Below are 25852 nucleotides of genomic sequence, written 5' to 3' on the forward strand. Positions count from 1 at the left end.
CGCGCTCAAACTTTTCCTTTGCCATGATGGCCTCCTTAGCTGGTCGGGTGACGGGGAAGCCCCGCCCTACGGGGGGTGGGTAGGGCGGGGTTCACCCCCGCCATCCCGTTATGCGTATTTGGACTGGATCTCTTCCGAGATGTTCTGCGGAACCGGCTCGTAGTGATCGAACTGCATCGTGAAGTTCGCCCGGCCCGACGACATCGAGCGCAGGGTGTTGATGTAGCCGAACATGTTGGCCAGCGGCACGAAGGCGTCGATCGCGATGGCGTTGCCACGGGTATCCTGCCCCTGAACCTGACCGCGACGGGACGTGAGGTCGCCGATGATGCCACCGGTGTAGTCCTCGGGCGTCACGACCTCGACCTTCATGATCGGTTCCAGCAGCTTGGCGCCAGCTTTCTTCATGCCTTCGCGCATGCCCATGCGGGCTGCGATTTCGAAGGCCAGAACGCTGGAGTCCACGTCGTGGAACTTACCGTCGACCAGGGCCACCTTGAAGTCGATCACGGGGAAGCCAGCCAGCGGGCCGCTATCCATGACGGACTTGATGCCCTTTTCAACACCGGGGATGTATTCCTTCGGAACAGCACCACCAACGATGCGGGATTCGAAGGAATAGCCTTCGCCCGGCTCGGTCGGCGAGATGATCAGCTTCACTTCAGCGAACTGACCCGAACCACCCGACTGCTTCTTGTGGGTGTAGGTATGTTCGACTTCGTGGCCGATGGTTTCGCGATAGGCCACCTGCGGCGCACCGATGTTGGCTTCCACCTTGAATTCCCGCTTCAGGCGGTCGACGAGGATGTCGAGGTGAAGTTCGCCCATGCCCTTCATGATGGTCTGACCGGACTCGAGGTCGGTCTCAACACGGAAGGACGGGTCTTCGGCGGCCAGACGGGCCAGACCCTGGGACATCTTCTCCTGGTCGGCCTTGGTTTTCGGCTCGACCGCGATCTCGATCACCGGATCGGGGAAGGTCATGGTTTCCAGAACCACCGGATCGTTGACGGCGCAGAGCGTGTCACCGGTCGTGGTATCCTTCAGGCCTGCCAGCGCGATGATGTCACCCGCGAACGCTTCCGTGATTTCCTCACGGTTGTTCGAATGCATCATCATCATCCGGCCAACACGCTCTTTCTTGCCCTTGGTGGAGTTCAGCAGGGTATCACCCTTGTTGAGCACACCGGAGTAGACGCGGGTGAAGGTCAGCGAACCGACAAACGGGTCGTTCATGATCTTGAACGCCAGGGCCGAGAAGGCCATGTCGTCATCGGCACGACGCGGGATGTTCCGGGTTTCGGTTTCGTCACCCGGCTTGAAGCCCATGTAGTCGACCACATCCAGCGGGCTGGGAAGGTAGTCCACCACGGCGTTGAGCAGGGGCTGAACGCCCTTGTTCTTGAACGCCGAACCGCACAGCACGGGAATGAACGACATCGACAGGGTGCCCTGACGGATCAGCTTGCGCAGCGTCGGAACGTCCGGCTCGTTGCCTTCCAGATATTCCATCATCGCTTCGTCGTCCATTTCGACGGCGTTTTCGATGAGCTTGCCACGCCATTCTTCGGCGGTGTCCTTGAGCGAGTCGCGGATTTCACGCTGTTCCCAGGAGGCGCCCAGGTCTTCACCGGCCCAGACCCATTCTTTCATGGTCACGAGGTCGACGATGCCTTCCAGCTCGGTCTCGGCACCGATCGGAATCTGGATCGGGGCCGGGGTCGCGCCGGTGCGGTCTGCGATCATGCGAACGCAGTTGAAGAAATCGGCACCGATCTTGTCCATCTTGTTGACGAACACGATGCGCGGAACCTTGTAGCGGTCAGCCTGACGCCACACGGTTTCGGTCTGGGGCTCAACACCGGCGTTGGCGTCGAGAACGGCAACCGCACCGTCGAGAACCGCCAGCGAGCGTTCGACTTCAATGGTGAAGTCCACGTGGCCGGGGGTGTCGATGATGTTCATCCGGTGCTTGGGCGTGTCAGGGGTGGCGCCATCTTCGGTGCGTTCCCAGAAGGTGGTGGTCGCAGCCGAGGTGATGGTGATGCCGCGTTCCTGCTCCTGCTCCATCCAGTCCATGGTGGCTGCACCATCGTGCACCTCACCGATGTTGTGGGATTTGCCGGTGTAGTAGAGGATACGCTCGGAACAGGTGGTCTTGCCCGCATCAATGTGGGCCATGATCCCGAAGTTCCGGTAACGGTCGAGCGGATAGTCGCGAGCCATTGGTTTCGGTCCTTTGGCGAAAAAGAGAAAACCGCCGGGGGATCATTCCCCCGACGCGATTGCTTACCAGCGGTAGTGCGAGAACGCCTTGTTGGCGTCTGCCATCTTGTGCGTGTCTTCCCGCTTCTTGACGGCGGTGCCGCGTCCATTGACGGCATCGACAAGCTCGCCTGCCAGGCGCTCTTCCATGGTGTTTTCGTTCCGCTTGCGCGATGCGGCGATCAGCCAGCGAATGGCGAGCGCTTCGCGACGTTCGGGACGCACTTCGACGGGAACCTGGTAGGTGGCACCACCGACGCGGCGGGAACGAACTTCGACAGCAGGTTTGATATTGTCGAGTGCTTCGTGGAAGACTTCGACAGGGGCGCGCTTGAGCTTGGTTTCGACCCGGTCAAAGGCATTGTAGACGATGCGTTCTGCGACCGACTTCTTGCCGTCGATCATCAGGTTGTTCATGAACTTGGTCAGCACCGTATCGCCGAATTTGGCGTCGGGCAGAACTTGGCGCTTCTCAGCAGCGTGGCGACGAGACATCTGTTGATCCTCTTACTTGGGGCGCTTGGCGCCGTATTTCGAACGACGCTGACGGCGGTCCTTGACACCCTGGGTGTCGAGCACGCCGCGGAGGATGTGGTAACGGACGCCGGGAAGGTCTTTTACACGGCCGCCACGGATCAGGACGACAGAGTGTTCCTGAAGGTTGTGGCTTTCACCGGGGATGTAGCTGATCACCTCGTAGCCATTGGTCAGACGGACCTTGGCCACTTTCCGCATGGCCGAGTTCGGCTTCTTCGGAGTGGTGGTGTAGACGCGGGTGCAGACACCACGCTTCTGAGGGCAGGATTCCAAGTGCTGGGACTTGGAGCGCTTCACTTTGGGCTGCCGCGGTTTGCGGATCAGCTGTTGGATCGTCGGCATGGGGTCTCCCCGTTTCGCTCGTTCATGTCATCAGACGCAGTTGCTTGCACAAAAACGTCTATGGCCGCATGTGCCCCTTCCCTACCTGGAGGACACAGCGGTGGAATTCTCAGAGGATCGGGGCACAACAAACGGCCCGGATCATGACCACTCAAATCTGTATACCGGACCCACGCCGCGATGAACGCGAAGGGGTCAGGTGGCGCGCGGTATAGGGGGAATCGGATGGGGTGTCAACAGCCGGACAGGGCCGCGCAACGCATGGGTCAGAAACCGCGCTGCAACGCGGCCCAACCTTGCCGGAATGCCTCAATATCCACCTCAAAGCGCCGTTTGACAAGGTCCGGCAGCTCTGCCGGATCAATCTCTGCCGGGTGGGTTCCGGTCAGGGTGATCGGGCTGTCATTTGTCGCGTGCGCGCCACGCAGGAACATGACCTGATCTGTAAACGACACAAGCGGCATCCGCTGCCAGACCCGTTGATGCGGAAAGTCCATGACGCAGGCGTCATCGTCAGGGCGCAGATAGACGGTCAGCGCCGGGGCCCAACAATGGGCCAGGACCGGCGTCAGCGTGATATCGGGACCGGTCGCCGCCACCACCACGCCCTTCCCCTGATCCAGCGCCAGCCGCCCCCTTGGCCGCCAGATATCCCTGAGCTGACCAAAGCTGCGGCGGATATTGGTGACGTAGTTCACCGCAACCGCGTCGTCGTCATCCAGCCGGAACTCCGCCACCGCCCGCGCCTTGGGATCGCGTGCGGCGTGCAGGATGTCTCGGTAAACCTGCCGGTGTGGTCCGGTCGGGCGATAGACAGGCCGAATCTGCGGCACCGGATCAATCAGCGCACGCAGGCGGCTGTGCCATGGGTCCGGCAGATCGTCGCCCATAAGCAGCAGCAGGGTAAAGTCCCGTCCGGTTTGCGCCCGGATGCCGGGCAACAGGATATGTGGGAGCCAGAAAAGCCGCGTGTCCAACCGTTCCGGCGCATAGAGCGCGGCGCGCCGGTCCTCCATCGTGTCGTGCCGGGTCTGGAACCCTTCCAGCGCCGCCGGATAGGAAAAGCGGCACAACCCCAGAACCTGCACCCCGCCGTCAGCCATCCATGGCCTCGCGCAGCCTGCGTTCGCGGTAGAGCGTGAAGATGCCGGTCGCCACCACGATCGCCGCGCCCAACAGGGTCAGCGGACGCGGCCAATCGCCGAAGACGAACCAGCCCAGAAGCAGCGCCCAGACCAATGCCGTATAGCGGAAGGGCGCAACGAAACCGATTTCCCCCACCCGCATCACCATGATCGAAAAGAGGTAGCCGCCGATGATGAAGAAGGCCGCACCGCCGACCAGACCAGCCTCGCGTGCCGTGACCGGCGCCCACCCTTGCCACAGCATCAGAACCCCGCCGAACAGCCCGACCGATCCTGCCGTGATCACCGCCACGGCCAGCGACGGCACCCCGTCTGAAAGCCGTCGCGTGACAAGATCCCGCGCGGTGACCAGCAGGACCGCCAGAACCGCAACGAGGGAATAGACGTTGAACCCCTCGGCCCCCGGCTTGACGATCAGCAAGACGCCGGTGAAGCCCACGATAATGGCCGCCAGACGCTTCCATCCCACGGGCTCGCCCAGAAACAGCGCACCCGCGAGGGTGATGGTCAGGGGCAGCGCGGCAAGGATCGCCGTCACATTGGCGAGCGGCATGTTCACCAGTGCCACAAGGAAGGCCACCATCGAGGTGATCTCGGCCCCGGTGCGGCCTGCCACCCTGCCCCAATCCCCACGCGGGATCGCCAGGCTGCGCAGCCCGAGCGCATAGGACAGCACCCCGATAAAAACCGTTGTCAGTACCCCGCGCAGAAACACGATCTGGAACAGTGGCAAATCTTCGGCCACCAGCTTTATGCAGGCGTCATTGAAGGTGAAGGCGGCCATGCTTCCCATCATCAGAAGCGCGCCTTTCAGGTTGGGAGAAAGGATCATTCCCCGGCATCATCCCTGTCAGAAGCAAACTGCCGCCACATCAGCGGCAGCACCTCCTCGGGGTCAAGCCCGAAACGGTCCGACAAGATCTTCTTGCCTTGCCATTTGGCCAGCGGCTCCGCCCCCGGCGGGATCGTCCGGCCGGAATCATTGTGCTGATGAAGCGTGCGCACGAACATCAGATCGGAGGGGTCAGACCACATCCGCGCATGGGCCGCCACGCGACGGTGGTTCCAGCGAAACATGTTCGACCGGGCATCGGGCTTGGTTATCATGGCGCTGGCCAGCCCGAGCGGGCCGATCTCCCGGAAGTCATAAAAAGGCTGCTCCCGGTCATTGAGATCCCAGTATATGCCGCGATGAAAGGCGATGACCGCAGGGTTCTCCTCATCCGCCCAACCCAGCCTGATCAACTGGTCGGCCACGGCACGGGTCTTCTCGATATAGTCCACCGCCACGGCGTCGTCGTCATCTATGCGAAAGCCCGTGATGTAATCGGCCCCCGGTTCGGTGCCACGCCGAAACGCGCGCCGGGTGGCGTTCAGCGGGCCATTGGGCTCGATGGCGCAAATTCGCAGGAATGGATAGTGATCGGCCAGCCCCTTCAGGCGCTTGCGAAACCGCATGGGCATCGAGGTGCCGATCAGCACGACCAGCCGGAAACCCTGGTCAGTCTGGGCCGCAAGCGAGGGCAGGCAAAGCTTTTCGAAGAAGGCAAAGCGACGGGCCATGCGCGCAGGATCGTAGAGCAGTTCCATAAGCGCAGCTTCGTCCAGCTTCGACGCCTCGAACCCGCCCGCGCCCAGATAGGAGAAGCGGCACACACCCACGATCTGATTGTCGAACCCCGTGGCCATGCACCCACCTTGTCACACAAAAACCGATGGGTCGAATGCTAGGCCAAAGCCGGCTGCGAGGGAATCCCTCAATCATGGGTCTGTGCGTTGCACGCTCTCGACCCCGATGAACCGGGCCATGCGGGCCAGTTCTGCCTCCAGCTTGTCAGCGCGTGCGCCGGTCCATGTGACCCCCGGTTCCACCCACAGATTGAGAACACTCATGCAGGATGCCTTGCGGTCGGCCTTCACCTCGATCCGACCCACAAACCGATCGCCTTCCAGCATCGGAAAGACGTAGTAGCCCCAGACCCGCCTGGCAGCGGGCACAAACATTTCCACCCTGTAGTCAAAACCGAACAGCCGCGACAGGCGGTTGCGGTCGCGGATCACCGGGTCGAACGGGTTGAGAATGCGCAGGCGGCTTGTGGCGGGGGTCAGCCTGGCAAGCCGGTCCTCGATATCGGGGGGCGCAACGGCGCTTACCCAACTGCCATCGGCACCCTGAACCGACACGGGAACCAACGGCGTCCGCTCCGCCCAGGCCCGTGCCTCGGGCAACGTGACGGCGTCCCAGAAACGTTTCACCTCTCCCGCTGATCCGAAACTCATCCGGTCGAGCGCAGCCGCACATAGCCAGGTGATCTGCGCGCCTTCGCTCAGCTCCTGCTCGCGCAGATGCGTCGGGAAGACCCGTTCCGCCAAATCGTAGAACTTGGTGAAATTGACCCGGTGGCAGGTGGCCAGTTCGCCCGCGTACCACATGTAGTCCAGCGCCAGCTTGTGCGGCGGGCGGTGCCACATCTGCCGTTCGCCCTCGATCCTGGTGTCGAAATCATGGGTGGAAAGCGCGCCCTCGCGGGCGATCCGATCCTTGATCTTCTGCCGTTCATCCGCGTCGGGCAAGCCTTTGACCCAGCCTGCGCGGTCGTAATAGGCCCGCATCCGGTCGAACTGCCGCCGCCACATGGGCAGGAACTCCATCGGCAGAACGCTGGCATCATGGGTAAAATGCTCGAACACCGCGCGATCCCGGGCCAGCAACCGGTCCAGCATCGGTTCGCGGTAATTCTGATTTCGGCTCCAGAGAATATGGTGATGGGCGCGGGACACGACTTGGATCGTATCAAGTTGCACGAAGCCAAGCGCGTGGATCATCGCGGCCAGATCAAGTGGACCGGTGGGGGTCGTCCCCAAGCCCTGAGAGTGCAGCCAGAGCCGTCTTGCGCTGCGGTTGTCGATCTTGAGCTCAGCCAATGATCCGCCCCGGGGTGATCTGATCCGTGGTCCACCCTAGGGGCGGCCAGCCCAAAGAAAAACCCCCGCCAGCGGACCGGCGGGGGATCATCATCTTTTCAGGCAATCGAACGCCTTATTCGTCTTCAGGCGCCGGAGCTGCAAAGATATCCGCCTCTGCCGGGGCTTCGACGGGGGCAGCCAGTGCGGCGGCGGCTTCTGCCTCGGCACGGGCCTCTTCGATCACCACATTGTCACGCTCCTGCGCGATCTTGCGGACCTGCTGCGTAGCACCACCGGTACCCGCCGGGATCAGACGGCCCACGATGACGTTCTCTTTCAGGCCGACCAGCTTGTCACGCTTGCCCTGAACCGAGGCTTCGGTCAGCACGCGGGTGGTTTCCTGGAAGGACGCCGCCGAGATGAAGGACCGGGTCTGCAGCGAGGCCTTGGTGATCCCCAGAAGGATCGGCTCGCCCTGTGCCGGGCGTCCACCCTTGGCAATCGCCTTCTCGTTGGCCTCGTCGAACTCCGCCTTGTCCACGTTTTCGCCTTTCAGCAGCGTGGTTTCACCAGAGTCGAGGATCTCCCACTTCTGCAGCATCTGGCGAACGATCACCTCGATGTGCTTGTCGTTGATCTTCACACCCTGCAGGCGATAGACGTCCTGCACCTCGTCGATGAGGTAATCGGCCAAAGCCTCGATCCCCATGATCCGCAGAATGTCATGCGGTGCCGGGTTGCCATCCATGATGTAGTCGCCCTTCTGGACGAAATCGCCCTCGGCAACGGGGATGTGCTTGCCCTTGGGCACCATGTATTCCACGGGTTCCTGGGTATCGTCGGCGGGCACGATCGAGATCCGGCGCTTGTTCTTGAAGTCGCGACCGAATTTCACGTAGCCATCTTTTTCCGCGATGATGGCGTGATCCTTCGGACGGCGTGCCTCGAAGAGTTCGGCCACACGCGGCAGACCACCGGTGATGTCCTTCGTCTTCGCGCCTTCACGCGGGATACGTGCTACAACCTCACCGGCTGCAACCTGCTGGCCGTCTTCGACCGACAGAATGGCATCCACGGACATCGGATAGGTCACCGGGTTACCCGCTTCGTTGCGGACCGGTTCGCCATCTGCATCCGCGATCAGGATTTCCGGCTTCAGCTCGTTGCCCTTGGGCGCGGTCCGCCAGTCCATCACGATCTTCTGGGTCATGCCGGTCGCATCGTCAGTGTCCTCGCGCACGGCGATGCCGCTGACGAGATCGACGAACTTCACGGTACCCGCCTTTTCCGCGATGATCGGCAGGGTGTAGGGATCCCATTCGAACATGCGCTGACCGCGCTCGACGGCGGAGCCTTCCTCGACGTGGATCTTGGCACCATAGCCCGGCTTGTAGCTGGCCCGATCCGCACCCTGATCGTCGACGATGACGATCTGCATGTTGCGGCCCATCACGATCTGCTCGCCTGCCGAGTTGGTCAGCAGGTTGGCATTGCGGAACTCGATCTTGCCGGCCTGGCCTGCTTCCTGGAAGGATTGCTGGCCACCCTGTGCAACGCCGCCGATGTGGAAGGTCCGCATCGTCAGCTGCGTACCCGGTTCACCGATCGACTGCGCCGCGATGATGCCCACGGCTTCGCCCGTGTTCACCCGCGTCCCGCGGGCAAGGTCACGACCGTAGCAGGTGGCGCAGACGCCCTCTTCGGCCTCACAGGTCAGGGGCGAGCGGATGCGCATCGAGGCAACACCGGAGCTGTCGATAGCCTCGGCCTTGCGTTCGTCGATCAGCTCGCCTTCGGCCACGATCACCTCGTCGGTGCCGGGGACAAAGACGTCCTCGCCCGAGGTCCGGCCCAGGATACGTTCCGCCAGAGAGGACACGACCTCGCCATCACGGGTCGCCGCTTCGGCGGTGATCGTGTTCGAGGTGCCACAATCGACCAGACGGACGATGCAGTCCTGCGCCACGTCGACCAGACGGCGGGTCAGGTAGCCCGAGTTCGCCGTCTTCAGAGCGGTATCCGACAGACCCTTACGGGCACCGTGGGTGGAGTTGAAGTACTCCAACACGGTCAGGCCTTCCTTGAAGTTCGAGATGATCGGCGTCTCGATGATCTCACCCGACGGTTTGGCCATCAGGCCGCGCATACCGCCAAGCTGCTTCATCTGGGTGACCGAGCCACGCGCCTTGGAGTGGGCCATCATGTAAACCGAATTCGGTTCCATTTCTGCGCCGTTCTCGTCGTAGCGAATGGCCGAAATCGTATCCATCATGGCCGCGGTGACCTGATCGTTACACTTCGACCAGGCGTCGATGACCTTGTTGTACTTTTCGCCCTGAGTGATCAGGCCGTCCATGTACTGCTGTTCAAAGCCTTTGACCTGCTCGCGCACGTCGTCGACGATTTCCCACTTGGTATCGGGAATGACCATGTCGTCCTTGCCGAACGAGATGCCCGCCTTGAACGCCTCGCGGAAGCCCATGCCCATGATCTGGTCACAGAAGATGACCGATTCCTTCTGGCCGCAATAGCGGTAGACGGTGTCGATGACCTGCTGGACTTCACCCTTCTTGAGCAGGCGGTTCACCAGCTCGAACGGGGCCTTGGTGTTCAGCGGCAGAAGCGAACCGAGCTTCAGACGGCCCGGGGTGGTCTCGTAACGCTTGAGAACCTCGTTGCCTTCCTCGTCGATCTGCTTGATCCGCGCGGTGATCTTGGCGTGCAGATGCACCTCGCCGGCGTCCAGCGCGTGCTGAACCTCGTCGATATCCGAGAACACCATGCCTTCGCCCTTCATGCCCTCACGCTGCAGCGTCAGGTAGTAGAGCCCCAGAACCATGTCCTGCGAGGGAACGATGATCGGCGCGCCGTTGGCGGGCGACAGAACGTTGTTCGTCGACATCATCAGAACGCGCGCTTCCAACTGGGCTTCCAGCGAAAGCGGAACGTGCACAGCCATCTGGTCGCCGTCGAAGTCGGCGTTGAAGGCCGAGCAGACCAGCGGGTGCAGCTGGATTGCCTTGCCTTCGATCAGGACCGGCTCGAACGCCTGGATGCCAAGACGGTGCAGCGTCGGCGCACGGTTCAGCAGCACGGGGTGTTCGCGGATCACCTCATCGAGGATATCCCACACCTCGGGGCGCTCTTTCTCGACCAGCTTCTTCGCCTGCTTCACGGTGCTGGACAGGCCCTTGGCCTCCAGCCGCGAGTAGATGAAGGGCTTGAAGAGTTCCAGCGCCATCTTCTTCGGCAAACCGCACTGGTGCAGTTTCAGTTCCGGCCCGGTCACGATGACGGATCGGCCCGAGAAGTCGACCCGCTTGCCCAGAAGGTTCTGACGGAAGCGGCCCTGCTTGCCTTTCAGCATGTCGGACAGCGATTTCAGCGGGCGCTTGTTGGCCCCGGTGATGACGCGGCCACGACGGCCGTTGTCGAACAGCGCATCGACCGACTCCTGCAGCATCCGCTTTTCGTTGCGGATGATGATGTCAGGCGCGCGCAGCTCAATCAGACGCTTCAGACGGTTGTTCCGGTTGATAACGCGACGATAGAGGTCGTTGAGGTCGGAGGTCGCGAACCGGCCACCATCCAGCGGCACCAGCGGGCGCAGTTCCGGCGGAATGACCGGGATCACGGTCAGGATCATCCATTCCGGGCGGTTGCCGGATTCAAGGAAGTTCTCGACGATTTTCAGACGCTTGATGATCTTCTTGGGCTTCAGTTCACCGGTGGCCTCCTTCAGGTCCTCGCGCAGCTGCGCGGCTTCCTGTTCGAGGTCGATGTTCTGCAGCATCTCGCGGATGGCTTCGGCGCCGATATTGGCCTGGAACGCGTCCATGCCATAGGCGTCCTGCGCATCCATGAACTCTTCTTCGGTCATCAGCTGGCCGTAGGTCAGGTCGGTCAGACCCGGCTCGATCACCACGTAGTTCTCGAAGTAGAGGATGCGTTCAAGATCGCGCAGGGTCATGTCCAACATCAGGCCGATGCGCGACGGCAGCGACTTGAGGAACCAGATATGGGCCACGGGGGCTGCCAGTTCGATATGGCCCATGCGTTCGCGGCGGACCTTCTGCAGCGTGACTTCCACACCGCATTTCTCGCAGACAACGCCGCGATACTTCATCCGCTTGTACTTGCCGCAGAGGCATTCATAGTCCTTCACCGGCCCGAAGATGCGGGCACAGAAGAGGCCGTCACGCTCGGGCTTGAAGGTCCGGTAGTTGATGGTCTCGGGCTTCTTGATCTCACCAAAGGACCACGAGAGGATCCGTTCCGGAGAGGCCAGCGAGACCTTGATTTCGTCGAACACCTTCTGGGGGGCCAGCGGGTTGAACGGGTTGTTGGTCAGTTCCTGGTTCATTTCTTAACCTTTCTCAGGCTGTGCATCGGTTGAGAGGGGCGGAAGGCGCTTCGAAGCGCCTTTCCAAGCGCCTTCGAAGGCGCTTTTTCCGTCACTCTTCCCCCTCAGCATCCAGGAGTTCCATGTTGAGGCCGAGGCCCCGCACTTCCTTGACGAGAACGTTGAACGATTCCGGCACGCCGGCCTCGAAATTGTCCTCACCCTTGACGATCGACTCGTAGACCTTGGTCCGGCCTGCCACGTCATCCGACTTCACCGTCAGCATTTCCTGCAGGGTGTAGGCGGCGCCGTAAGCCTCAAGAGCCCAGACCTCCATTTCCCCGAAGCGCTGACCGCCGAACTGGGCCTTACCGCCCAGGGGCTGCTGCGTCACCAGCGAGTACGGCCCGGTCGAACGGGCGTGGATCTTGTCGTCCACCAGGTGGTGCAGCTTCAGCAGGTACTTCACGCCGACGGTCACCTGACGCGAGAACTTCTCGCCGGTGCGCCCGTCGAACAGGTCGGACTGGCCCGAGGTGTCGAACCCGGCACGCGTCAGCGCGTCGTTTACGTCAGCCTCTTTCGCACCGTCGAAGACCGGGGTCGCGATCGGAACGCCACGGGTGACATTGCCAGCCATCTCGACCAGCTCGTCCTCGCCCGCATCAGACATGATCTCGTCATAGACGTCGCCATAGGCGATTTTCATGGCGTCACGGACCGGGGTCATGTCACCGGTGCGGCGGTAGTCCTGCAGCGCCTCGTCCACCTTCAGGCCCAGACCGCGCGCGGCCCAACCCATGTGGGTTTCAAGGATCTGACCGACGTTCATCCGGCTGGGAACGCCAAGCGGGTTCAGCACGAAGTCAACCGGCGTACCGTCCCCAAGGAAGGGCATGTCTTCCATCGGAACAACCTTGGAAATCACACCCTTGTTGCCGTGACGGCCGGCCATCTTGTCGCCCGGCTGAAGCTTGCGCTTCACGGCGATGAAGACCTTGACCATCTTCATCACACCCGGCGGCAGGTCGTCTCCACGACGCACCTTCTCGACCTTGTCCTCGAAGCGGTGATCGAGCGCACGTTTCTGCGCTTCGAACTGCTCGTGCAGGGCCTCGACCTGGGCCGCGTCCTGCTCATCCGCGAGGGCAAGCTGCCACCACTGGCCACGGCTGAGCGTGTCCAGCAGATCGTCCGTGATCTCGGAGTTCGCCTTGACGCCTTTCGGACCCTTCACGGCGGTCTTGCCGATGATCATCGACTTGAGACGCGCGTAGATGTTGCGTTCCAGGATGACCAGCTCGTCGTCCCGGTCACGGGCCAGACGTTCGACTTCCTCACGCTCGATCTGCAACGCACGTTCGTCTTTTTCGACGCCGTGACGGTTGAAGACGCGCACCTCCACCACGGTGCCGAAGTCACCGGGCTTCACGCGCAGCGAGGTATCGCGCACGTCCGAGGCTTTTTCACCGAAGATGGCGCGCAGAAGCTTTTCTTCCGGCGTCATCGGGCTTTCGCCCTTCGGCGTGATCTTACCGACAAGGATATCGCCCGGTCCGACCTCTGCGCCGATGTAAACGATGCCTGCCTCGTCGAGGTTGCGCAGCGCTTCTTCACCGACGTTCGGGATGTCGCGGGTGATCTCTTCCGGCCCCAGCTTGGTGTCACGGGCGGCGACCTCGAATTCCTCGATATGAATCGAAGTAAAGACGTCATCGCGCGCGATCCGTTCGGAGATCAGGATCGAGTCTTCGTAGTTGTAGCCGTTCCACGGCATGAAGGCGACGACGACGTTCTTGCCAAGCGCCAGTTCCCCCATGTCGGTGGACGGACCGTCGGCGATCACTTCACCCTTCGACACGCTGTCACCCACCTTCACCAGCGGACGCTGGTTGATGCAGGTGTTCTGGTTCGACCGCTGGAACTTGCGGAGGCGGTAGATATCCACGCCCGCATCGCCCAGTTCCAGATCCTCGGTGGCGCGCACCACGATCCGGGTGGCGTCCACCTGGTCGATCACGCCGCCGCGCTTGGCCTGGATGGCCGCGCCGGAGTCGATGGCCACTTTGCTTTCAATCCCGGTGCCCACGAAGGGCGCATCAGCCTGCAGAAGCGGCACCGCCTGACGCTGCATGTTCGAGCCCATCAGGGCGCGGTTGGCGTCGTCGTTTTCAAGGAACGGAATCAGCGAGGCCGCGACCGACACCAGCTGCTTGGGCGACACGTCGATCAGGTCCACGTTTTCACGCGGGCTCATCGTGTATTCGCCCGATTTGCGGGTGTTCACGAGGTCGTTGATGAACTTGCCGCTTTCATCCAGCGTCGCGTTCGCCTGGGCCACGGTGTGACGCATTTCCTCGGTCGCGGACATGTAGTTGACCTCGTCGGTCACCTGGCTGTCCACCACCTTGCGGTAGGGGGTTTCAATGAAGCCGTACTTGTTCACGCGGGCGTAGGTTGCCAGCGAGTTGATCAGGCCGATGTTCGGACCTTCCGGCGTTTCAATCGGGCACATCCGGCCATAGTGGGTCGGGTGCACGTCGCGCACCTCGAAGCCCGCGCGTTCGCGGGTCAGACCGCCCGGCCCAAGCGCCGAAAGGCGACGCTTGTGGGTCACTTCGGACAGCGGGTTGGTCTGGTCCATGAACTGGCTGAGCTGCGAAGAGCCGAAGAATTCGCGCACCGACGCCGCGGCCGGTTTCGCGTTGATCAGGTCCTGCGGCATCACCGTGTCGATCTCGACGCTGGACATACGCTCCTTAATGGCGCGCTCCATACGCAGCAGGCCGACGCGATACTGGTTTTCCATCAATTCGCCGACCGAGCGCACCCGGCGGTTGCCGAGATGGTCGATATCGTCGATGTCGCCAAGACCGTCGCGCAGTTCCACCAGCGCCTTGACGCAGGCGATGATGTCTTCCTTGCGCAGGGTCCGCTGCGTGTCTTCCGCATTCAGCGCCAGGCGCATGTTCATCTTGACCCGGCCAACGGCGGAGAGGTCGTAGCGCTCGGAGTCGAAGAACAACTGGTCGAAGAGGTTCGACGCGGCCTCGACGGTCGGCGGCTCACCCGGACGCATGACGCGATAGATATCCATCAGCGCCGTGTCGCGGCCCATGTTCTTGTCGACTGCCATGGTGTTGCGGATGTAGGGGCCGACATTGATGTTGTCGATGTCCAGAACCGGAATCTCGGTAAAGCCCGCGTCCAGCAGATCCTTCAGGCTGCCGCCGGTCACTTCGCCGTCCTTATCCAGTTCCCAGGTCAGTTCATCCCCGGCTTCGACATAGATCGCGCCGGTTTCCTCGTTGATGATGTCCTTGGCGACATAGCGGCCGACGATCTGCTCGAACGGCACCAGCAGTTCGGTGACATTGCCCTCTTCGATCAGCTTCTTGACCGCGCGCGGGGTCACTTTCTTGCCCGCTTCGGCAATCACTTCTCCGGTGGCGGCGTCCACGAGGTCATGGGTGGGACGGGTGCCGCGCACACGCTCGGGGAAGAACTGGGTTGCCCAACCCTTGTTCTTCTCCAGCTTGAAGGTGACCGTTTTGTAATAGGCATCCATGATGCCTTCCTGGTCCAGGCCAAGCGCATAGAGCAGCGTCGTCACCGGCAGCTTGCGGCGACGGTCGATACGGGCATGGACGATGTCCTTGGCGTCGAATTCGAAATCGAGCCAGGACCCGCGATAGGGAATGATGCGGCAGGCAAAGAGCAGCTTGCCGCTGCTGTGGGTCTTGCCCTTGTCATGGTCGAAGAACACGCCGGGCGAACGGTGCATCTGGGAAACGATGACCCGCTCGGTGCCGTTGACGATGAAGGTACCGTTATGCGTCATCAGGGGCATGTCGCCCATGAACACATCCTGTTCCTTGATGTCCTTGACCGACTTGGCACCGGTATCCTCGTCCACATCGAACACGATCAGACGCAGGGTCACCTTCAGCGGCGCGCTGTAGGTCATGTCGCGCTGCTGGCATTCCTCGACGTCGTATTTCGGGCTTTCCAGCTCGTATTTGACGAATTCGAGAATCGCGGTTTCGTTGAAATCCTTGATCGGGAAGACCGACTGGAACACGCCCTTGATGCCTTCGCCATCGGCGGGCTGTTCCTGATCGCCGGACTTGAGGAAGAGGTCGTAGGACGACTTCTGCACCTCGATCAGGTTCGGCATTTCCAGCACTTCGCGGATTTTGCCGTAAAATTTGCGGATTCGTTTCTGGCCTGCGTAGGTCTGAGCCATGCTCTCGGACACCTTTCGTTTCTTCGCGCTCGCACGGGCCGTCGGGGCACCGGCCATGCGTCGCACTGAAACCAGACGGGTTCGGATCAATTCATGCCTGCCGTCCCACCGGCGGGCTCCCGATCCTGTGAACCGCGTCTTGGGGAAGGTCCGTCACATGCGGGCCCTCGCCAAGACGAGGCTGGCTGGACCCGGGAAATCCCCGGATCCAGCCGCTTTTTCCAACGTCCCGACACAAAAGGTCGGGCGCAGATTACTTGAGCTCGACTTCGGCGCCAGCTGCTTCCAGCTTGGCCTTGATGTCTTCGGCTTCGGCTTTGGAGACCTGCTCCTTGACGGCTTTGCCGCCAGCTTCGACCAGCTCTTTTGCTTCTTTGAGGCCCAGGCCGGTGATGCCGCGGACTTCTTTGATGACGTTGATCTTCTTGTCGCCAGCGGACTTCAGGATCACGTCAAACTCGGTCTGCTCTTCAGCAGCAGCAGCTTCGCCGCCGCCAGCAGGACCGGCCATCATCACAGCGCCGCCAGCGGCGGGCTCGATGCCATACTCGTCCTTGAGGATGGTTTTCAGTTCTTGGGCTTCCAGCAGGGTCAGGTTGACGATGCTTTCAGCAAGTGCTTTCAGATCAGCCATTTTTCAGGTTCCGTATCTAGGTATGTGTTCCAACGTCGAGAGCATTATGCCCCTACGACGGGTCTCAGGTTGCTTACGCGGCTTCGGCCTTCTCTTCGATGGTCGAAAGGATGCTCGCGATGTTCGAAGCAGGTGCGCCAATGGCCCCGGCGATGTTCGAAGCAGGTGCCCCGATGCAGCCAACGATGGAGGCAATAAGCTCCTCGCGGGACGGCATGGAAGACACGGCTTTGACACCGTCGCGGTCCAGGATCGTGTCGCCCATTGCACCGCCAAGAATGACGAACTTGTCATTCTTCTTGGCATACTCCTCGGCCACCTTGGCTGCTGCCACGGGGTCCTCGGAGAAGGAGAGCACGGTCATGCCCGTCATCAGGTCAGCAATGCCTGCGCACGACTTCCCATCGAGGGCGATCTTGGCGAGCCTGTTCTTGGCGACACGAACGGACCCACCCGCTTCACGCATTTGCGCGCGCAGGTCCTGCATCTCGGCAACCGTGAGGCCCTCGTAGTGGGACACTACGACGACGCCAGAGCTTTCGAAGATCTGGCCGAGTTCCTCGACCACTTTCTCTTTCTGGGCTCTATCCACAGTTTCACTCCAATTTGGGGGTCTCCCCCCGGCTCAAGTTTGGCTGGGTTTCCCCAACCTCTTCGGGTCCAAGTCAGGGTCCCGAGCCATCAGATCGCCCGAAGGAAACCTTCGGAAATTCCTAGTCTCGCTTCCCATCTCAGGAAGGAATTACCGGGCTTTCACCCCACCCTCCGTCTCGGACAGGACGAGGCCACCTTGGCGGCCCCGCCATTCACACCGGCGAACCGGCGCAAAATTCGTAGGGTGGGCAGTTCTGCCCACCTGTGGATCAGTTGCCGGTCGCGCTATCGACGGACACGGACACGCCCGGGCCCATGGTCGAGCTGAGCGACACGCGCTTCATATAGGCGCCCTTGGCACCGGTCGGCTTGGCCTTGGACACCGCGTCCACGAAGGCGCGGATGTTTTCGGCCAGCTGGTCGGCGTTGAACGACACCTTGCCCACACCGGCATGCACGACACCGGCCTTCTCGGCGCGGAACTGCACCTGGCCGCCCTTGGCCGCTTTCACGGCTTCGGCAACGTCCATGGTCACGGTGCCGACCTTGGGATTCGGCATCAGGTTCCGGGGGCCGAGCACCTTACCCAGACGGCCGACGATCGGCATCATGTCGGGGGTGGCGATGCAGCGTTCGAATTCGATGGTGCCGCCCTGAACGGTTTCCATCAGATCCTCTGCGCCGACGATGTCCGCGCCTGCGGCCAGGGCTTCTTCAGCCTTGGCGCCACGGGCGAAGACGGCGACGCGGACGGATTTGCCGGTGCCATTGGGCAGGGTGACCGTGCCGCGGACCATCTGGTCGGCGTGGCGCGGGTCGACGCCCAGGTTCATCGCGATCTCGACGGATTCGTCGAACTTGGCGTTGGCGTTGGCCTTGATCAGCGCAACAGCGTCCTCGACGGTGATATCTTCCTTGCCGGCGAATGCTTCGCGGGCGGCGCGGGTACGTTTACCGAGCTTTGCCATGGTTTACCCTTTCACCTCGATGCCCATCGAATTGGCCGAACCGACGATGATCTTCATCGCTGCTTCGATGTCATTCGCACTGAGATCCTTCATTTTGGCTTCCGCGATCTCACGGACCTGCTTGACGGTCACGGTTGCGATCGTTTCACGGCCGGGATTCTCGGCGCCACGAGGACGGTTGCGCTTGCCGACGGATTTCAGGCCAGCTGCCTTCTTGAGGTAATAAGACGCGGGGGGCGTCTTGATGTCCATCGTGAAGGACTTGTCCTGGTAGTAGCTGATCACGGTCGGGCAGGGCGAACCCGGCTCCATCTCCTGCGTCTTGGCGTTGAACGCCTTGCAGAATTCCATGATGTTGATGCCGCGCTGACCGAGGGCCGGGCCCACGGGCGGAGACGGGTTTGCTTGCCCCGCCTTGATCTGCAGCTTCATCTTGCCGATCAGTTTCTTGGCCATTTGGCCTCTCCTTCTATCATCGGCGGGGATCTTCCCGCCCTATGAAGACGCAACGCGTTGCGCCCTCGGTGGTTAGCGTGGTGCGGTCCGGACACGCGTGCCCTCGCCTCCCACGAATGATCACGTCAGGCCTGTTTGGTGACCTGCGTGAATTCCAGTTCGACCGGGGTTTCCCGGCCAAAGATCGACACCGTCACCTTCAGGCGCTGATTGGCGTCGTCCACTTCTTCGACCATGCCATCGAAATCCTCGAACGGGCCCTCGTTGACTTTGACCTTCTCGCCGATTTCGTAGGTGATGGTCGATCGCGGCTGCGCCTCGCCCTCTTCGACCCGGTTCAGGATCGCGTTGACCTCGGCGTCGCGCATCGGCATCGGGCGGCCTTGCGGCCCGAGGAAACCGGTGACGCGCGGGATCGAGTTGATGGCGTGATAGGCGCGGTCGGTCATTTCCATGCGGACCAGCACATAGCCGGGCATGAAGCGGCGCGGCACGGTGACTTTCTTGCCACGACGCACCTCGATCACATCCTCTTCGGGAACCAGAACTTCTTCGATCTCGTCCTGCAGGCCGCCTTCTTCCACGGCAGTCCTGATCTGCTCGGCGATGCGCTTTTCGAAATTCGAAAGCACCGAGACCGAATACCACCGTTTCGCCATACCTGCCCGTTCCTCAAGCCCGGGGTCACCGACCCCAAAATTTCCAAGTGTTCCCAATGCCTTACCCAAACCGGGCCGAACAAAAAACAGCGCGCATCACGAATCGACGCACGCCATTTCCGGGAAAGTGAGCCGTGACCTACCCCCCAAGTGACGGAAAATCAAGGGGTTCGGCCCGGGTTTCTTCTGGTCAGCCAGTCATCGTCAGGATCAGTTCCAGACCCCACCGGATCAGGATGTCCACGAAGGAAAAGAAAATCGCACCGACAATGGCCAGAGCAAAGACCATCAGAGTGGTCACAAGCACCTCGCGCCGCGTCGGCCATACGACCTTGGAGACCTCCGAACGGGTCTGTTGCAGGAACTGAAGCGGGTTGGTGGCCATGGAATCTTCATCCGGATGAGTGCGTCTGACCGGGGGTATATACGCAAGGGGGACCGGCGGCGCAAGGCGGGCAAGCGGGGCAAAATGGCCTGTCGCCATGCGTATACACCCCGTACACCCCCTATACACCCCCCGTGCATACGAAAAGGCGGTTTCGCCGCCTGCCGGCGTCGACCGGAGAGCGACCCTCCTCAACCCCCCGCTTGCGCGGGAGGCCTCGTCGGTCCGCGTTGCCACGGAAGCGTGGTGAGGGGGACGCAGTGCAGGCGCGGGGGCTCCTGTGGACAGGGAGTGACGCCTCCGACGGAGGTGTTTGGGGCATGTCATCCATTCGGGTGACAGAATAGCGCCGCCTGCTTCGGCTAAGCAAGGGGCATCCGCTCACGGAACTCCGGGACCGCCAATGACCCGCCTCTTCTCCGACCGCAATCGGCCCGTCCATCTGGGCCCCTTCCCGATGGAACGGCTGACACGGCAGGAGAACGCGGATCTGTCGGCGGTCCCGGAAATGCGCGCCGTCAGGTTCCACAGGCCCGACGCGCCCGAAAGCATCGTGAACGCGATGCGCGAATACCAGGCGATGCTGGACGCGATCCGTGACGGTATGGTGAACCCGGTGCCCTCCGAAATTCCCTCTGATCCGGTGGAACGCGCCAATCACCTCAAGGCCTTCGGATATTTCAACGATGCCGCGATGGTCGGCATCTGTCGCCTGCCCGATGCCGCGCTGCTGGTCGATCCGATTCGCAATCCCGATATCGACCGGCTGGCCCATGACCTGAAGACCCGCCAGACCACCACGCTCGCCTCTGGCATCGACATGATCATGGCGGATCTGAAAGACAGCATGGAAGCCCCGCCGACGACGGTGGCGGGACACACGCACGCCATCGTCTATCTTTACGAGAACCCTCGGGAACCGGCGGAAGACGAGGAGGGCTGCGACTGGCTGACGGGTGCGCTGGAGGCACGGGCCTGCCTGCGGGCCAACGAGACCGCCAGCGTCATCGCCAACTACCTGCGGCTTCTGGGCTTTGCCGCCAAGTCCCATTCAGGCGCCGCAAGTGATGTGGACCTGAACAAGCTGACCGTGGCGGCGGGGCTGGCGCGGGTGGACGGCGGGCAGCTGACAGCGCCCTTCATCGGCCAGCGGTTTGGCGTCGCGGTTGTCACCTGCCAGATGGATCTGGCCTGCGACAGGCCGCTTGCGGACAATCCCGGAACCGGTGGCGCAGCATGGCGGCTTGGCATGGGCGTGCAGCGCTCGGCGCTCAATCGCAACCCCTATGACAAGCGCCGCTTCGTCGATGGCGGGCACCCGTTCGAGAAACTGAAGCGCGTCGACAGCCCCACGACTTATATCGACGAGGCCCGCGTGGCCCGTGTTCCCAAACGTGCCGACATGTTCGCCCGCGCGCAGTTCGGCGATATGGGCAAGGCGCTGCAGGACGGGGCGAAGGGCGGCCACTACGCCCGAAAATCCGCGCCCTCCTATGCGCAGCGCAGAGCGCTCGGGGCCTTTGTACTGATCCAGGATGGCGCGCCAAACCCCGACGGCCCGCGCCCGACAGATGCCGCCCGCAACGCCGCGAATATCAAGGCCGCGAGCTACTTCCTCGGCGTGGACGCCGTTGGCCTGTCACGCTGCCCGGATTGGGCGTGGTATTCCCACGACGCCGTGGGCAACCCGATCGACCCGCCCCACGATCAGGCGATCAGCATGATCATCGACCAGGGCTACGAAACCATGGAAGGCGCCAGCGGCGACGACTGGATCTCGGTCGCCCAATCCATGCGCGCCTATCTGAGGTTCTCGCTGCTCGGCGGTGTCCTTGCGCAGCAGATCCGCAATCTGGGCTACAAGGCCAAGGCCCACACGGTGATGGATGGCGAGGTGCTGCAACCGCCGCTGCTGCTGCTGTCGGGACTGGGGGAGGTCAGCCGCATCGGCGAGGTCATCCTGAACCCCTATCTCGGCCCGCGCCTGAAATCCGGTGTGGTGACGACCGATATGCCGCTGGCCCATGACAGGCCGATTGATTTCGGCCTGCAACGCTTTTGCGAGAGCTGCAACAAATGCGCCCGCGAATGCCCGTCCGGCGCGATCACCGCCGGGCCGAAGCTGATGTTCAACGGCTATGAGATCTGGAAATCCGACAGCCAGAAATGCGCCACCTACCGGATCACCACGAAGGGCGGCGCCATGTGCGGGCGATGCATGAAGACCTGCCCGTGGAACCTTGAGGGGCTGTTTGCTGAAAAACCCTTCCGATGGGCCGCGATGACTCTGCCCAAGGCCGCGCCACTGCTGGCCCGGCTGGATGATGCCGTGGGCAATGGCGGGCTAAATGACGTCAAGAAATGGTGGTGGGATATCGAGCTGGAGGAGGACGGGGCCTATCGCCCGTCGCAGCACCCGCTCAACCGGCGCGATCTTCAGAAGGATCTCGATCTGAAATACGAGGACCAGACGCTTGCCGTCTACCCCGCGCCGCTGGCGCCGCACCCGTGGCCATATCCCTTCCCCATGGATCGCGAAAAAGGGATCGAGGCCTATCAAGCAATGGTGACGGCCAAGGAATACAAGCTGCGGCTGAAGCAGGGAGAGACGGGCCACTTGCACGCATATACCGTGCCCGGTGACGCCCCGGTGATCCGGGTGGAGGTGACGAAGGCCGAAAAGATGACGCCCGACGTGACCAAATACGAATTCCGCGCGCTGGACGGTGGCGATCTGCCCGAGTGGACGGCAGGCGCGCATCTGGACATCGTCGTGGCACCGGAGTTTCTGCGGCAATACTCCATGTCGGGCGACCCTGCGGACCGGTCGGTTTACCAGATCGGGGTGCTGCGCGAGGATGAGGGGCGGGGCGGATCGAAGCTCATGCACCGGATCTTCACACCGGGGCGGAAGATCTTCATCTCCAAGCCGATCAACCATTTCGAACTGGATCCGGACGCCACCAAGACCCTGCTGATGGGTGGCGGGATCGGCATCACCCCGATGATCGCCTTCGCGCATGAACTGCACCGACAGGGCCGGGATTTCGCGCTGCACTATTCCTGTTCGTCGCGGGGCACGGCGGGTTATCTGGATGACCTGGCCGCGATGCCCTGGTCCGACCGGGTGCACCTGCATTTTTCCGATGAAGACACGCGGGCTGATCTGGATGCGCTGATGGCCGGCTACCGGCCCGGCTGGCATGTCTATACCTGCGGGCCGGATCGCTACATGAGCGCGGTGATCGAGGCCGCGGACCGGGCGGGTTTCCCCGAGGAGGCGCGGCATCTGGAGTATTTCTCGGTCCCCGAGCAGCCGGAATTTGAAAACCATCCCTTCGTTCTGCGCCTGAAGGACGGGCGGGAGCTGTCCGTCGCAGAGGACCAGACAGTAGCGGAGGTATTGCAGGCGGCGGGCATTCCGGTGGATCTGAAATGCGATGACGGCATCTGCGGGGTCTGCAAATGCGGGGTTCTGTCGGGGGAGGTGGAGCACCGGGATTTCGTGCTGTCCAGGGCGCAGCGGGCCGGGGCGATGATCACCTGTCAGAGCCGGGCGGCCGAGCCGGGCGGTGTGATCGAGCTGGATCTCTGACACGGATCGGGGTTTCGCCGTGCCTTCGGCACGTCGATCCGCGCGGCCCGTGCCGGGCCGCGACGAACGCTCTTGCAAGCGCGTTCAGGGGGCTCTGCCCCCGTCGCCTTGCAGGCGACTCCCCCGAGGTATTTGGGCCAAGATGAAAGCAGGAGCTCGCCTGCATGCGGTCCAAGGCGCAGGCGGCAGTTGCGCCTGAGGACCAGAGCGGGCAGGCTGGTGGAACCCGTTTCATTGGAGCCGTGTTCATGCCTTTCCAGATTTCACGCCGCGCCGTTTCCCTCGGGATGCCTGCCCTGCTGTTGACCGGATGCGTGACCGGCGGCGCGGGGCTGGTGAGCCGCGATGAATGGCGCAGCGTTCCCAATGCTGACTTTGACCAATGGTTGGCCGGGTTTCGTGTGCGGGCGGTGGAGAACGGGATTTCCGAAGCCACCGTCACCCGCGCCTTTCGCGGCGTGGGCTATGTGCCGCTGGTGATCGAACGCGACCGCAACCAGGCGGAATTCAACCGCACAATGGAGGATTACCTGGCCATCGCCGCCTCGGACGAGCGGATCAGCATGGGCCGCGCCAAGCTGCGTCAGCATGACCGTGTGTTGCAGGCGATCGAGGACCGTTTCGGGGTCGAGAAACACGTCATGTGCGCGGTCTGGGGGATGGAAAGCTTTTACGGCACGCGAGAGGGTGACGCACCAGTCATCGCGGCTCTGGCGACGCTGACCTTCGACGGGCGGCGCGGGCGGTTCTTCGGCAGCCAGCTGATGTCGGCCCTGCGCGCTCTGGACCGGGGCGATACGACCGTGGCGCAGATGCGGGGCAGTTGGGCCGGTGCCATGGGCCACACGCAGATCATGCCCGAGGTGCTGGAAGAGTATGGCGTCGATTTCGACGGCGACGGGCGGCGCGGCTGTTGGGACGATGACCCGACCGATGCGCTGGCGACCACGGCCAATTATCTGGCCCGGCATGGCTGGCAGCGTGGCCAGCCATGGGCGGTCGAGGTCCGTCTGCCGGATGGGTTTGATGAGAGCCTCGCCGGGCGGACGCGCACCCGCTCCGTCGCCTCGTGGATGGGGATGGGCGTGCGCGACATGGACGGGAACCGGGTGCCCGACCATGGCGAGGCGGCGATCCTCTTGCAGATGGGCATCAACGGCCCGGCCCTGATGATCTTTCGCAACTTCACCGCGATCCGGCGCTACAACCCGGCCAACAACTACGTCATCGGCATCGGCCACCTGTCCGACAGGCTGGTCGGTGGCCCCCCCATTCGCGGCAGCTATCCGCCCGACGAAAATGGCCTGACCCGTGCGGGCCGGATCGAGGTTCAGGAGCGCCTGACCGCTCAGGGCTTTGACACCGGCGGCAGCGACGGGGTGATCGGCCCCGCCAGCCGAAGCGCGATCCGCGCCTATGAACGGGCGCAAGGATTGCCGGAAAGCGGGGTGGCCACCGACGCATTGCTGCTGCGCCTGCGCCAGACTGCCTGATCGTCGCGGACGGGCCATTGCATGACGCGGGCGGGGCGTGACAGGACAGGGTCCTGCGCGCAGCCTTGCCCCGACGCCAGAGGGAGGATTTCATGACCCAGGCTTTCATCGACCACCTGTCGCAAGAGCTGGAGGGCCTGCGCGACACGGGCCTGTTCAAGACCGAGCGGGTCATCACAACGCCGCAGGCGGGCACCGTGGGGCTATCAACCGGCCGCGAGGTCATCAACCTGTGTGCCAACAACTACCTCGGGCTGTCCGATCACCCTGATCTGGTGGCAGCTGGCCATGACGCGCTAGATCGCTACGGCTACGGCATGTCCTCGGTGCGCTTCATCTGCGGCACGCAGGAGGAACACAAGGAGCTGGAGGCGCGGCTGTCGCGCTTCCTGGGGCACGAGGATACGATCCTTTATTCCTCCTGCTTCGACGCCAATGCGGGGCTTTTCGAAACGCTTCTGGGGCCTGAGGACGCGATCATCTCCGACGCGCTCAACCATGCCTCGATCATCGATGGCGTGCGCCTGTGCAAGGCCAAGCGCTTCCGCTACGCCAATTCCGACATGGCCGACCTTGAGGCGCAGTTGCAGGCCGCCGAAGGCGCGCGGTTCAAGATGATCGCGACCGATGGCGTCTTCTCCATGGATGGCTATATCGCCAAGCTGCCCGAGATCTGCGACCTCGCTGACAAATACGGCGCCATGGTCATGGTCGATGACAGCCACGCCGTGGGGTTCATGGGCGCAGGCGGGCGCGGCACGCCGGAACATTGCGGCGTCGCCGACCGGGTCGACATCCTGACCGGCACGCTTGGCAAGGCACTCGGTGGGGCATCCGGAGGCTATACCAGCGGGCGGAAAGAGGTGGTGGAATGGCTGCGCCAACGCTCCCGCCCCTATCTCTTCTCGAACACGCTCGCCCCGGTCATTGCGGCCACCTCGCTCAAGGTGCTGGATATGCTGGAGGCGTCCACGGACCGCCGCGACCAACTGATGGAAAACGCCGCCCATTTTCGCACCCGCATGGGCGCGGCGGGGTTCGACCTGCTGCCCGGCGAACACCCGATCATCCCCGTGATGCTGCGCGATCCGAAACTGGCGCAGGAGATGGCCGCGCGGCTCGATGCCAAGGGCGTCTACGTCGCCCCCTTCAGCTTCCCGGTGGTGCCGAAAGGGCAGGACCGCATCCGCACGCAGATGAGCGCCGCCCATAGCCGCGCGGAACTCGACACCGCCATCGATGCTTTCATCGCTGTCGGCCATGACATGGGAGTGATCTGACATG

At 62.5% G+C, this 25852-nt stretch carries 18 protein-coding genes; 3 read left to right on the forward strand and 15 right to left on the reverse strand.

Annotated features, from left to right (window positions below; genetic code table 11):
• Positions 1-108 precede the first annotated feature (108 nt).
• From fusA to secE, 15 genes are all read right to left on the reverse strand, one after another.
• Entirely contained in the window at positions 109-2226 is a 2118-nt protein-coding gene (gene fusA / locus EP237_RS10815) for an elongation factor G (protein ID WP_127560919.1), read from the reverse strand.
• Positions 2227-2289: 63 nt separating this feature from the next.
• Positions 2290-2760, reverse strand: a complete 471-nt coding sequence (gene rpsG, locus EP237_RS10820) for a 30S ribosomal protein S7 (protein WP_127560920.1) — start codon at positions 2758-2760, stop codon at positions 2290-2292.
• Positions 2761-2772: 12 nt separating this feature from the next.
• Entirely contained in the window at positions 2773-3144 is a 372-nt protein-coding gene (gene rpsL, locus EP237_RS10825) for a 30S ribosomal protein S12 (RefSeq protein ID WP_071673925.1), read from the reverse strand.
• A 266-nt stretch (positions 3145-3410) separates the two neighbouring features.
• The gene (locus EP237_RS10830; RefSeq protein ID WP_127560921.1) at positions 3411-4247 is read right to left on the reverse strand and encodes a glycosyltransferase; all 837 of its coding nucleotides are present in this window, start codon (positions 4245-4247) and stop codon (positions 3411-3413) included.
• Positions 4240-5121, reverse strand: coding sequence for a DMT family transporter (locus EP237_RS10835; protein WP_127560922.1), 882 nt, complete (start codon positions 5119-5121; stop codon positions 4240-4242). The genes EP237_RS10830 and EP237_RS10835 overlap by 8 nt, the downstream gene beginning before the upstream one ends.
• On the reverse strand, positions 5118-5978 hold the full coding sequence (locus tag EP237_RS10840) for a glycosyltransferase (protein ID WP_127560923.1): 861 nt from the start codon (positions 5976-5978) through the stop codon (positions 5118-5120). Before EP237_RS10840 ends, EP237_RS10835 begins: the two co-directional genes overlap by 4 nt.
• A 72-nt stretch (positions 5979-6050) precedes the next feature.
• On the reverse strand, positions 6051-7214 hold the full coding sequence (locus tag EP237_RS10845) for a winged helix-turn-helix domain-containing protein (protein WP_127560924.1): 1164 nt from the start codon (positions 7212-7214) through the stop codon (positions 6051-6053).
• 115 nt (positions 7215-7329) lie between these two features.
• The gene (rpoC, locus tag EP237_RS10850; protein ID WP_127560925.1) at positions 7330-11559 is read right to left on the reverse strand and encodes a DNA-directed RNA polymerase subunit beta'; all 4230 of its coding nucleotides are present in this window, start codon (positions 11557-11559) and stop codon (positions 7330-7332) included.
• A gap of 91 nt (positions 11560-11650) precedes the next feature.
• Positions 11651-15784, reverse strand: a complete 4134-nt coding sequence (rpoB, locus tag EP237_RS10855; RefSeq protein ID WP_127560926.1) for a DNA-directed RNA polymerase subunit beta — start codon at positions 15782-15784, stop codon at positions 11651-11653.
• A gap of 253 nt (positions 15785-16037) precedes the next feature.
• Positions 16038-16418: a 50S ribosomal protein L7/L12 gene (gene rplL, locus EP237_RS10860; protein WP_071691215.1), complete on the reverse strand. Its 381-nt coding sequence runs from the start codon at positions 16416-16418 to the stop codon at positions 16038-16040.
• A gap of 73 nt (positions 16419-16491) precedes the next feature.
• Positions 16492-17010 carry a 50S ribosomal protein L10 gene (rplJ, locus tag EP237_RS10865; protein WP_127560927.1) on the reverse strand — a complete coding sequence of 173 codons (519 nt, stop codon included), beginning with the start codon at positions 17008-17010 and terminating at the stop codon, positions 16492-16494.
• A 271-nt stretch (positions 17011-17281) separates the two neighbouring features.
• Positions 17282-17980, reverse strand: a complete 699-nt coding sequence (gene rplA / locus EP237_RS10870) for a 50S ribosomal protein L1 (protein ID WP_127560928.1) — start codon at positions 17978-17980, stop codon at positions 17282-17284.
• A gap of 3 nt (positions 17981-17983) precedes the next feature.
• The gene (rplK, locus tag EP237_RS10875; RefSeq protein ID WP_127560929.1) at positions 17984-18436 is read right to left on the reverse strand and encodes a 50S ribosomal protein L11; all 453 of its coding nucleotides are present in this window, start codon (positions 18434-18436) and stop codon (positions 17984-17986) included.
• 125 nt (positions 18437-18561) lie between these two features.
• The gene (gene nusG / locus EP237_RS10880) at positions 18562-19095 is read right to left on the reverse strand and encodes a transcription termination/antitermination protein NusG (RefSeq protein WP_071691219.1); all 534 of its coding nucleotides are present in this window, start codon (positions 19093-19095) and stop codon (positions 18562-18564) included.
• Between the two features lie 190 nt (positions 19096-19285).
• On the reverse strand, positions 19286-19480 hold the full coding sequence (gene secE, locus EP237_RS10885) for a preprotein translocase subunit SecE (protein WP_127560930.1): 195 nt from the start codon (positions 19478-19480) through the stop codon (positions 19286-19288).
• Positions 19481-19883: 403 nt separating this feature from the next.
• Between secE and EP237_RS10890 the strand changes: the two genes are divergently transcribed.
• From EP237_RS10890 to EP237_RS10900, 3 genes are all read left to right on the forward strand, one after another.
• Complete coding sequence (locus EP237_RS10890) at positions 19884-23075, forward strand: reductive dehalogenase (protein ID WP_127560931.1); 3192 nt, start codon at positions 19884-19886, stop codon at positions 23073-23075.
• A 248-nt stretch (positions 23076-23323) separates the two neighbouring features.
• A complete protein-coding gene (locus EP237_RS10895; protein ID WP_127560932.1) occupies positions 23324-24568 on the forward strand; it encodes a lytic murein transglycosylase in 1245 nt (414 codons plus the stop codon).
• Between the two features lie 92 nt (positions 24569-24660).
• Positions 24661-25848, forward strand: coding sequence for a glycine C-acetyltransferase (locus EP237_RS10900; protein WP_127560933.1), 1188 nt, complete (start codon positions 24661-24663; stop codon positions 25846-25848).
• The last annotated feature ends 4 nt before the right edge of the window (positions 25849-25852 follow it).

It is taken from the genome of Nioella ostreopsis (assembly GCF_004000255.1).
GTDB lineage: Bacteria > Pseudomonadota > Alphaproteobacteria > Rhodobacterales > Rhodobacteraceae > Nioella > Nioella ostreopsis.

Excerpts from the sequence above, each read along its gene's own strand:
- fusA (WP_127560919.1), bottom strand. The coding sequence starts at position 2,226 with ATGGCTCGCGACTATCCGCTCGACCGTTACCGGAACTTCGGGATCATG.
- rpsG (WP_127560920.1), bottom strand. The coding sequence starts at position 2,760 with ATGTCTCGTCGCCACGCTGCTGAGAAGCGCCAAGTTCTGCCCGACGCC.
- rpsL (WP_071673925.1), bottom strand. The coding sequence starts at position 3,144 with ATGCCGACGATCCAACAGCTGATCCGCAAACCGCGGCAGCCCAAAGTG.
- EP237_RS10830 (WP_127560921.1), bottom strand. The coding sequence starts at position 4,247 with ATGGCTGACGGCGGGGTGCAGGTTCTGGGGTTGTGCCGCTTTTCCTAT.
- EP237_RS10835 (WP_127560922.1), bottom strand. The coding sequence starts at position 5,121 with ATGATCCTTTCTCCCAACCTGAAAGGCGCGCTTCTGATGATGGGAAGC.
- EP237_RS10840 (WP_127560923.1), bottom strand. The coding sequence starts at position 5,978 with ATGGCCACGGGGTTCGACAATCAGATCGTGGGTGTGTGCCGCTTCTCC.
- rpoC (WP_127560925.1), bottom strand. The coding sequence starts at position 11,559 with ATGAACCAGGAACTGACCAACAACCCGTTCAACCCGCTGGCCCCCCAG.
- rpoB (WP_127560926.1), bottom strand. The coding sequence starts at position 15,784 with ATGGCTCAGACCTACGCAGGCCAGAAACGAATCCGCAAATTTTACGGC.
- rplL (WP_071691215.1), bottom strand. The coding sequence starts at position 16,418 with ATGGCTGATCTGAAAGCACTTGCTGAAAGCATCGTCAACCTGACCCTG.
- rplA (WP_127560928.1), bottom strand. The coding sequence starts at position 17,980 with ATGGCAAAGCTCGGTAAACGTACCCGCGCCGCCCGCGAAGCATTCGCC.
- rplK (WP_127560929.1), bottom strand. The coding sequence starts at position 18,436 with ATGGCCAAGAAACTGATCGGCAAGATGAAGCTGCAGATCAAGGCGGGG.
- nusG (WP_071691219.1), bottom strand. The coding sequence starts at position 19,095 with ATGGCGAAACGGTGGTATTCGGTCTCGGTGCTTTCGAATTTCGAAAAG.
- secE (WP_127560930.1), bottom strand. The coding sequence starts at position 19,480 with ATGGCCACCAACCCGCTTCAGTTCCTGCAACAGACCCGTTCGGAGGTC.
- EP237_RS10890 (WP_127560931.1), top strand. The coding sequence starts at position 19,884 with ATGACCCGCCTCTTCTCCGACCGCAATCGGCCCGTCCATCTGGGCCCC.
- EP237_RS10895 (WP_127560932.1), top strand. The coding sequence starts at position 23,324 with ATGCCTTTCCAGATTTCACGCCGCGCCGTTTCCCTCGGGATGCCTGCC.
- EP237_RS10900 (WP_127560933.1), top strand. The coding sequence starts at position 24,661 with ATGACCCAGGCTTTCATCGACCACCTGTCGCAAGAGCTGGAGGGCCTG.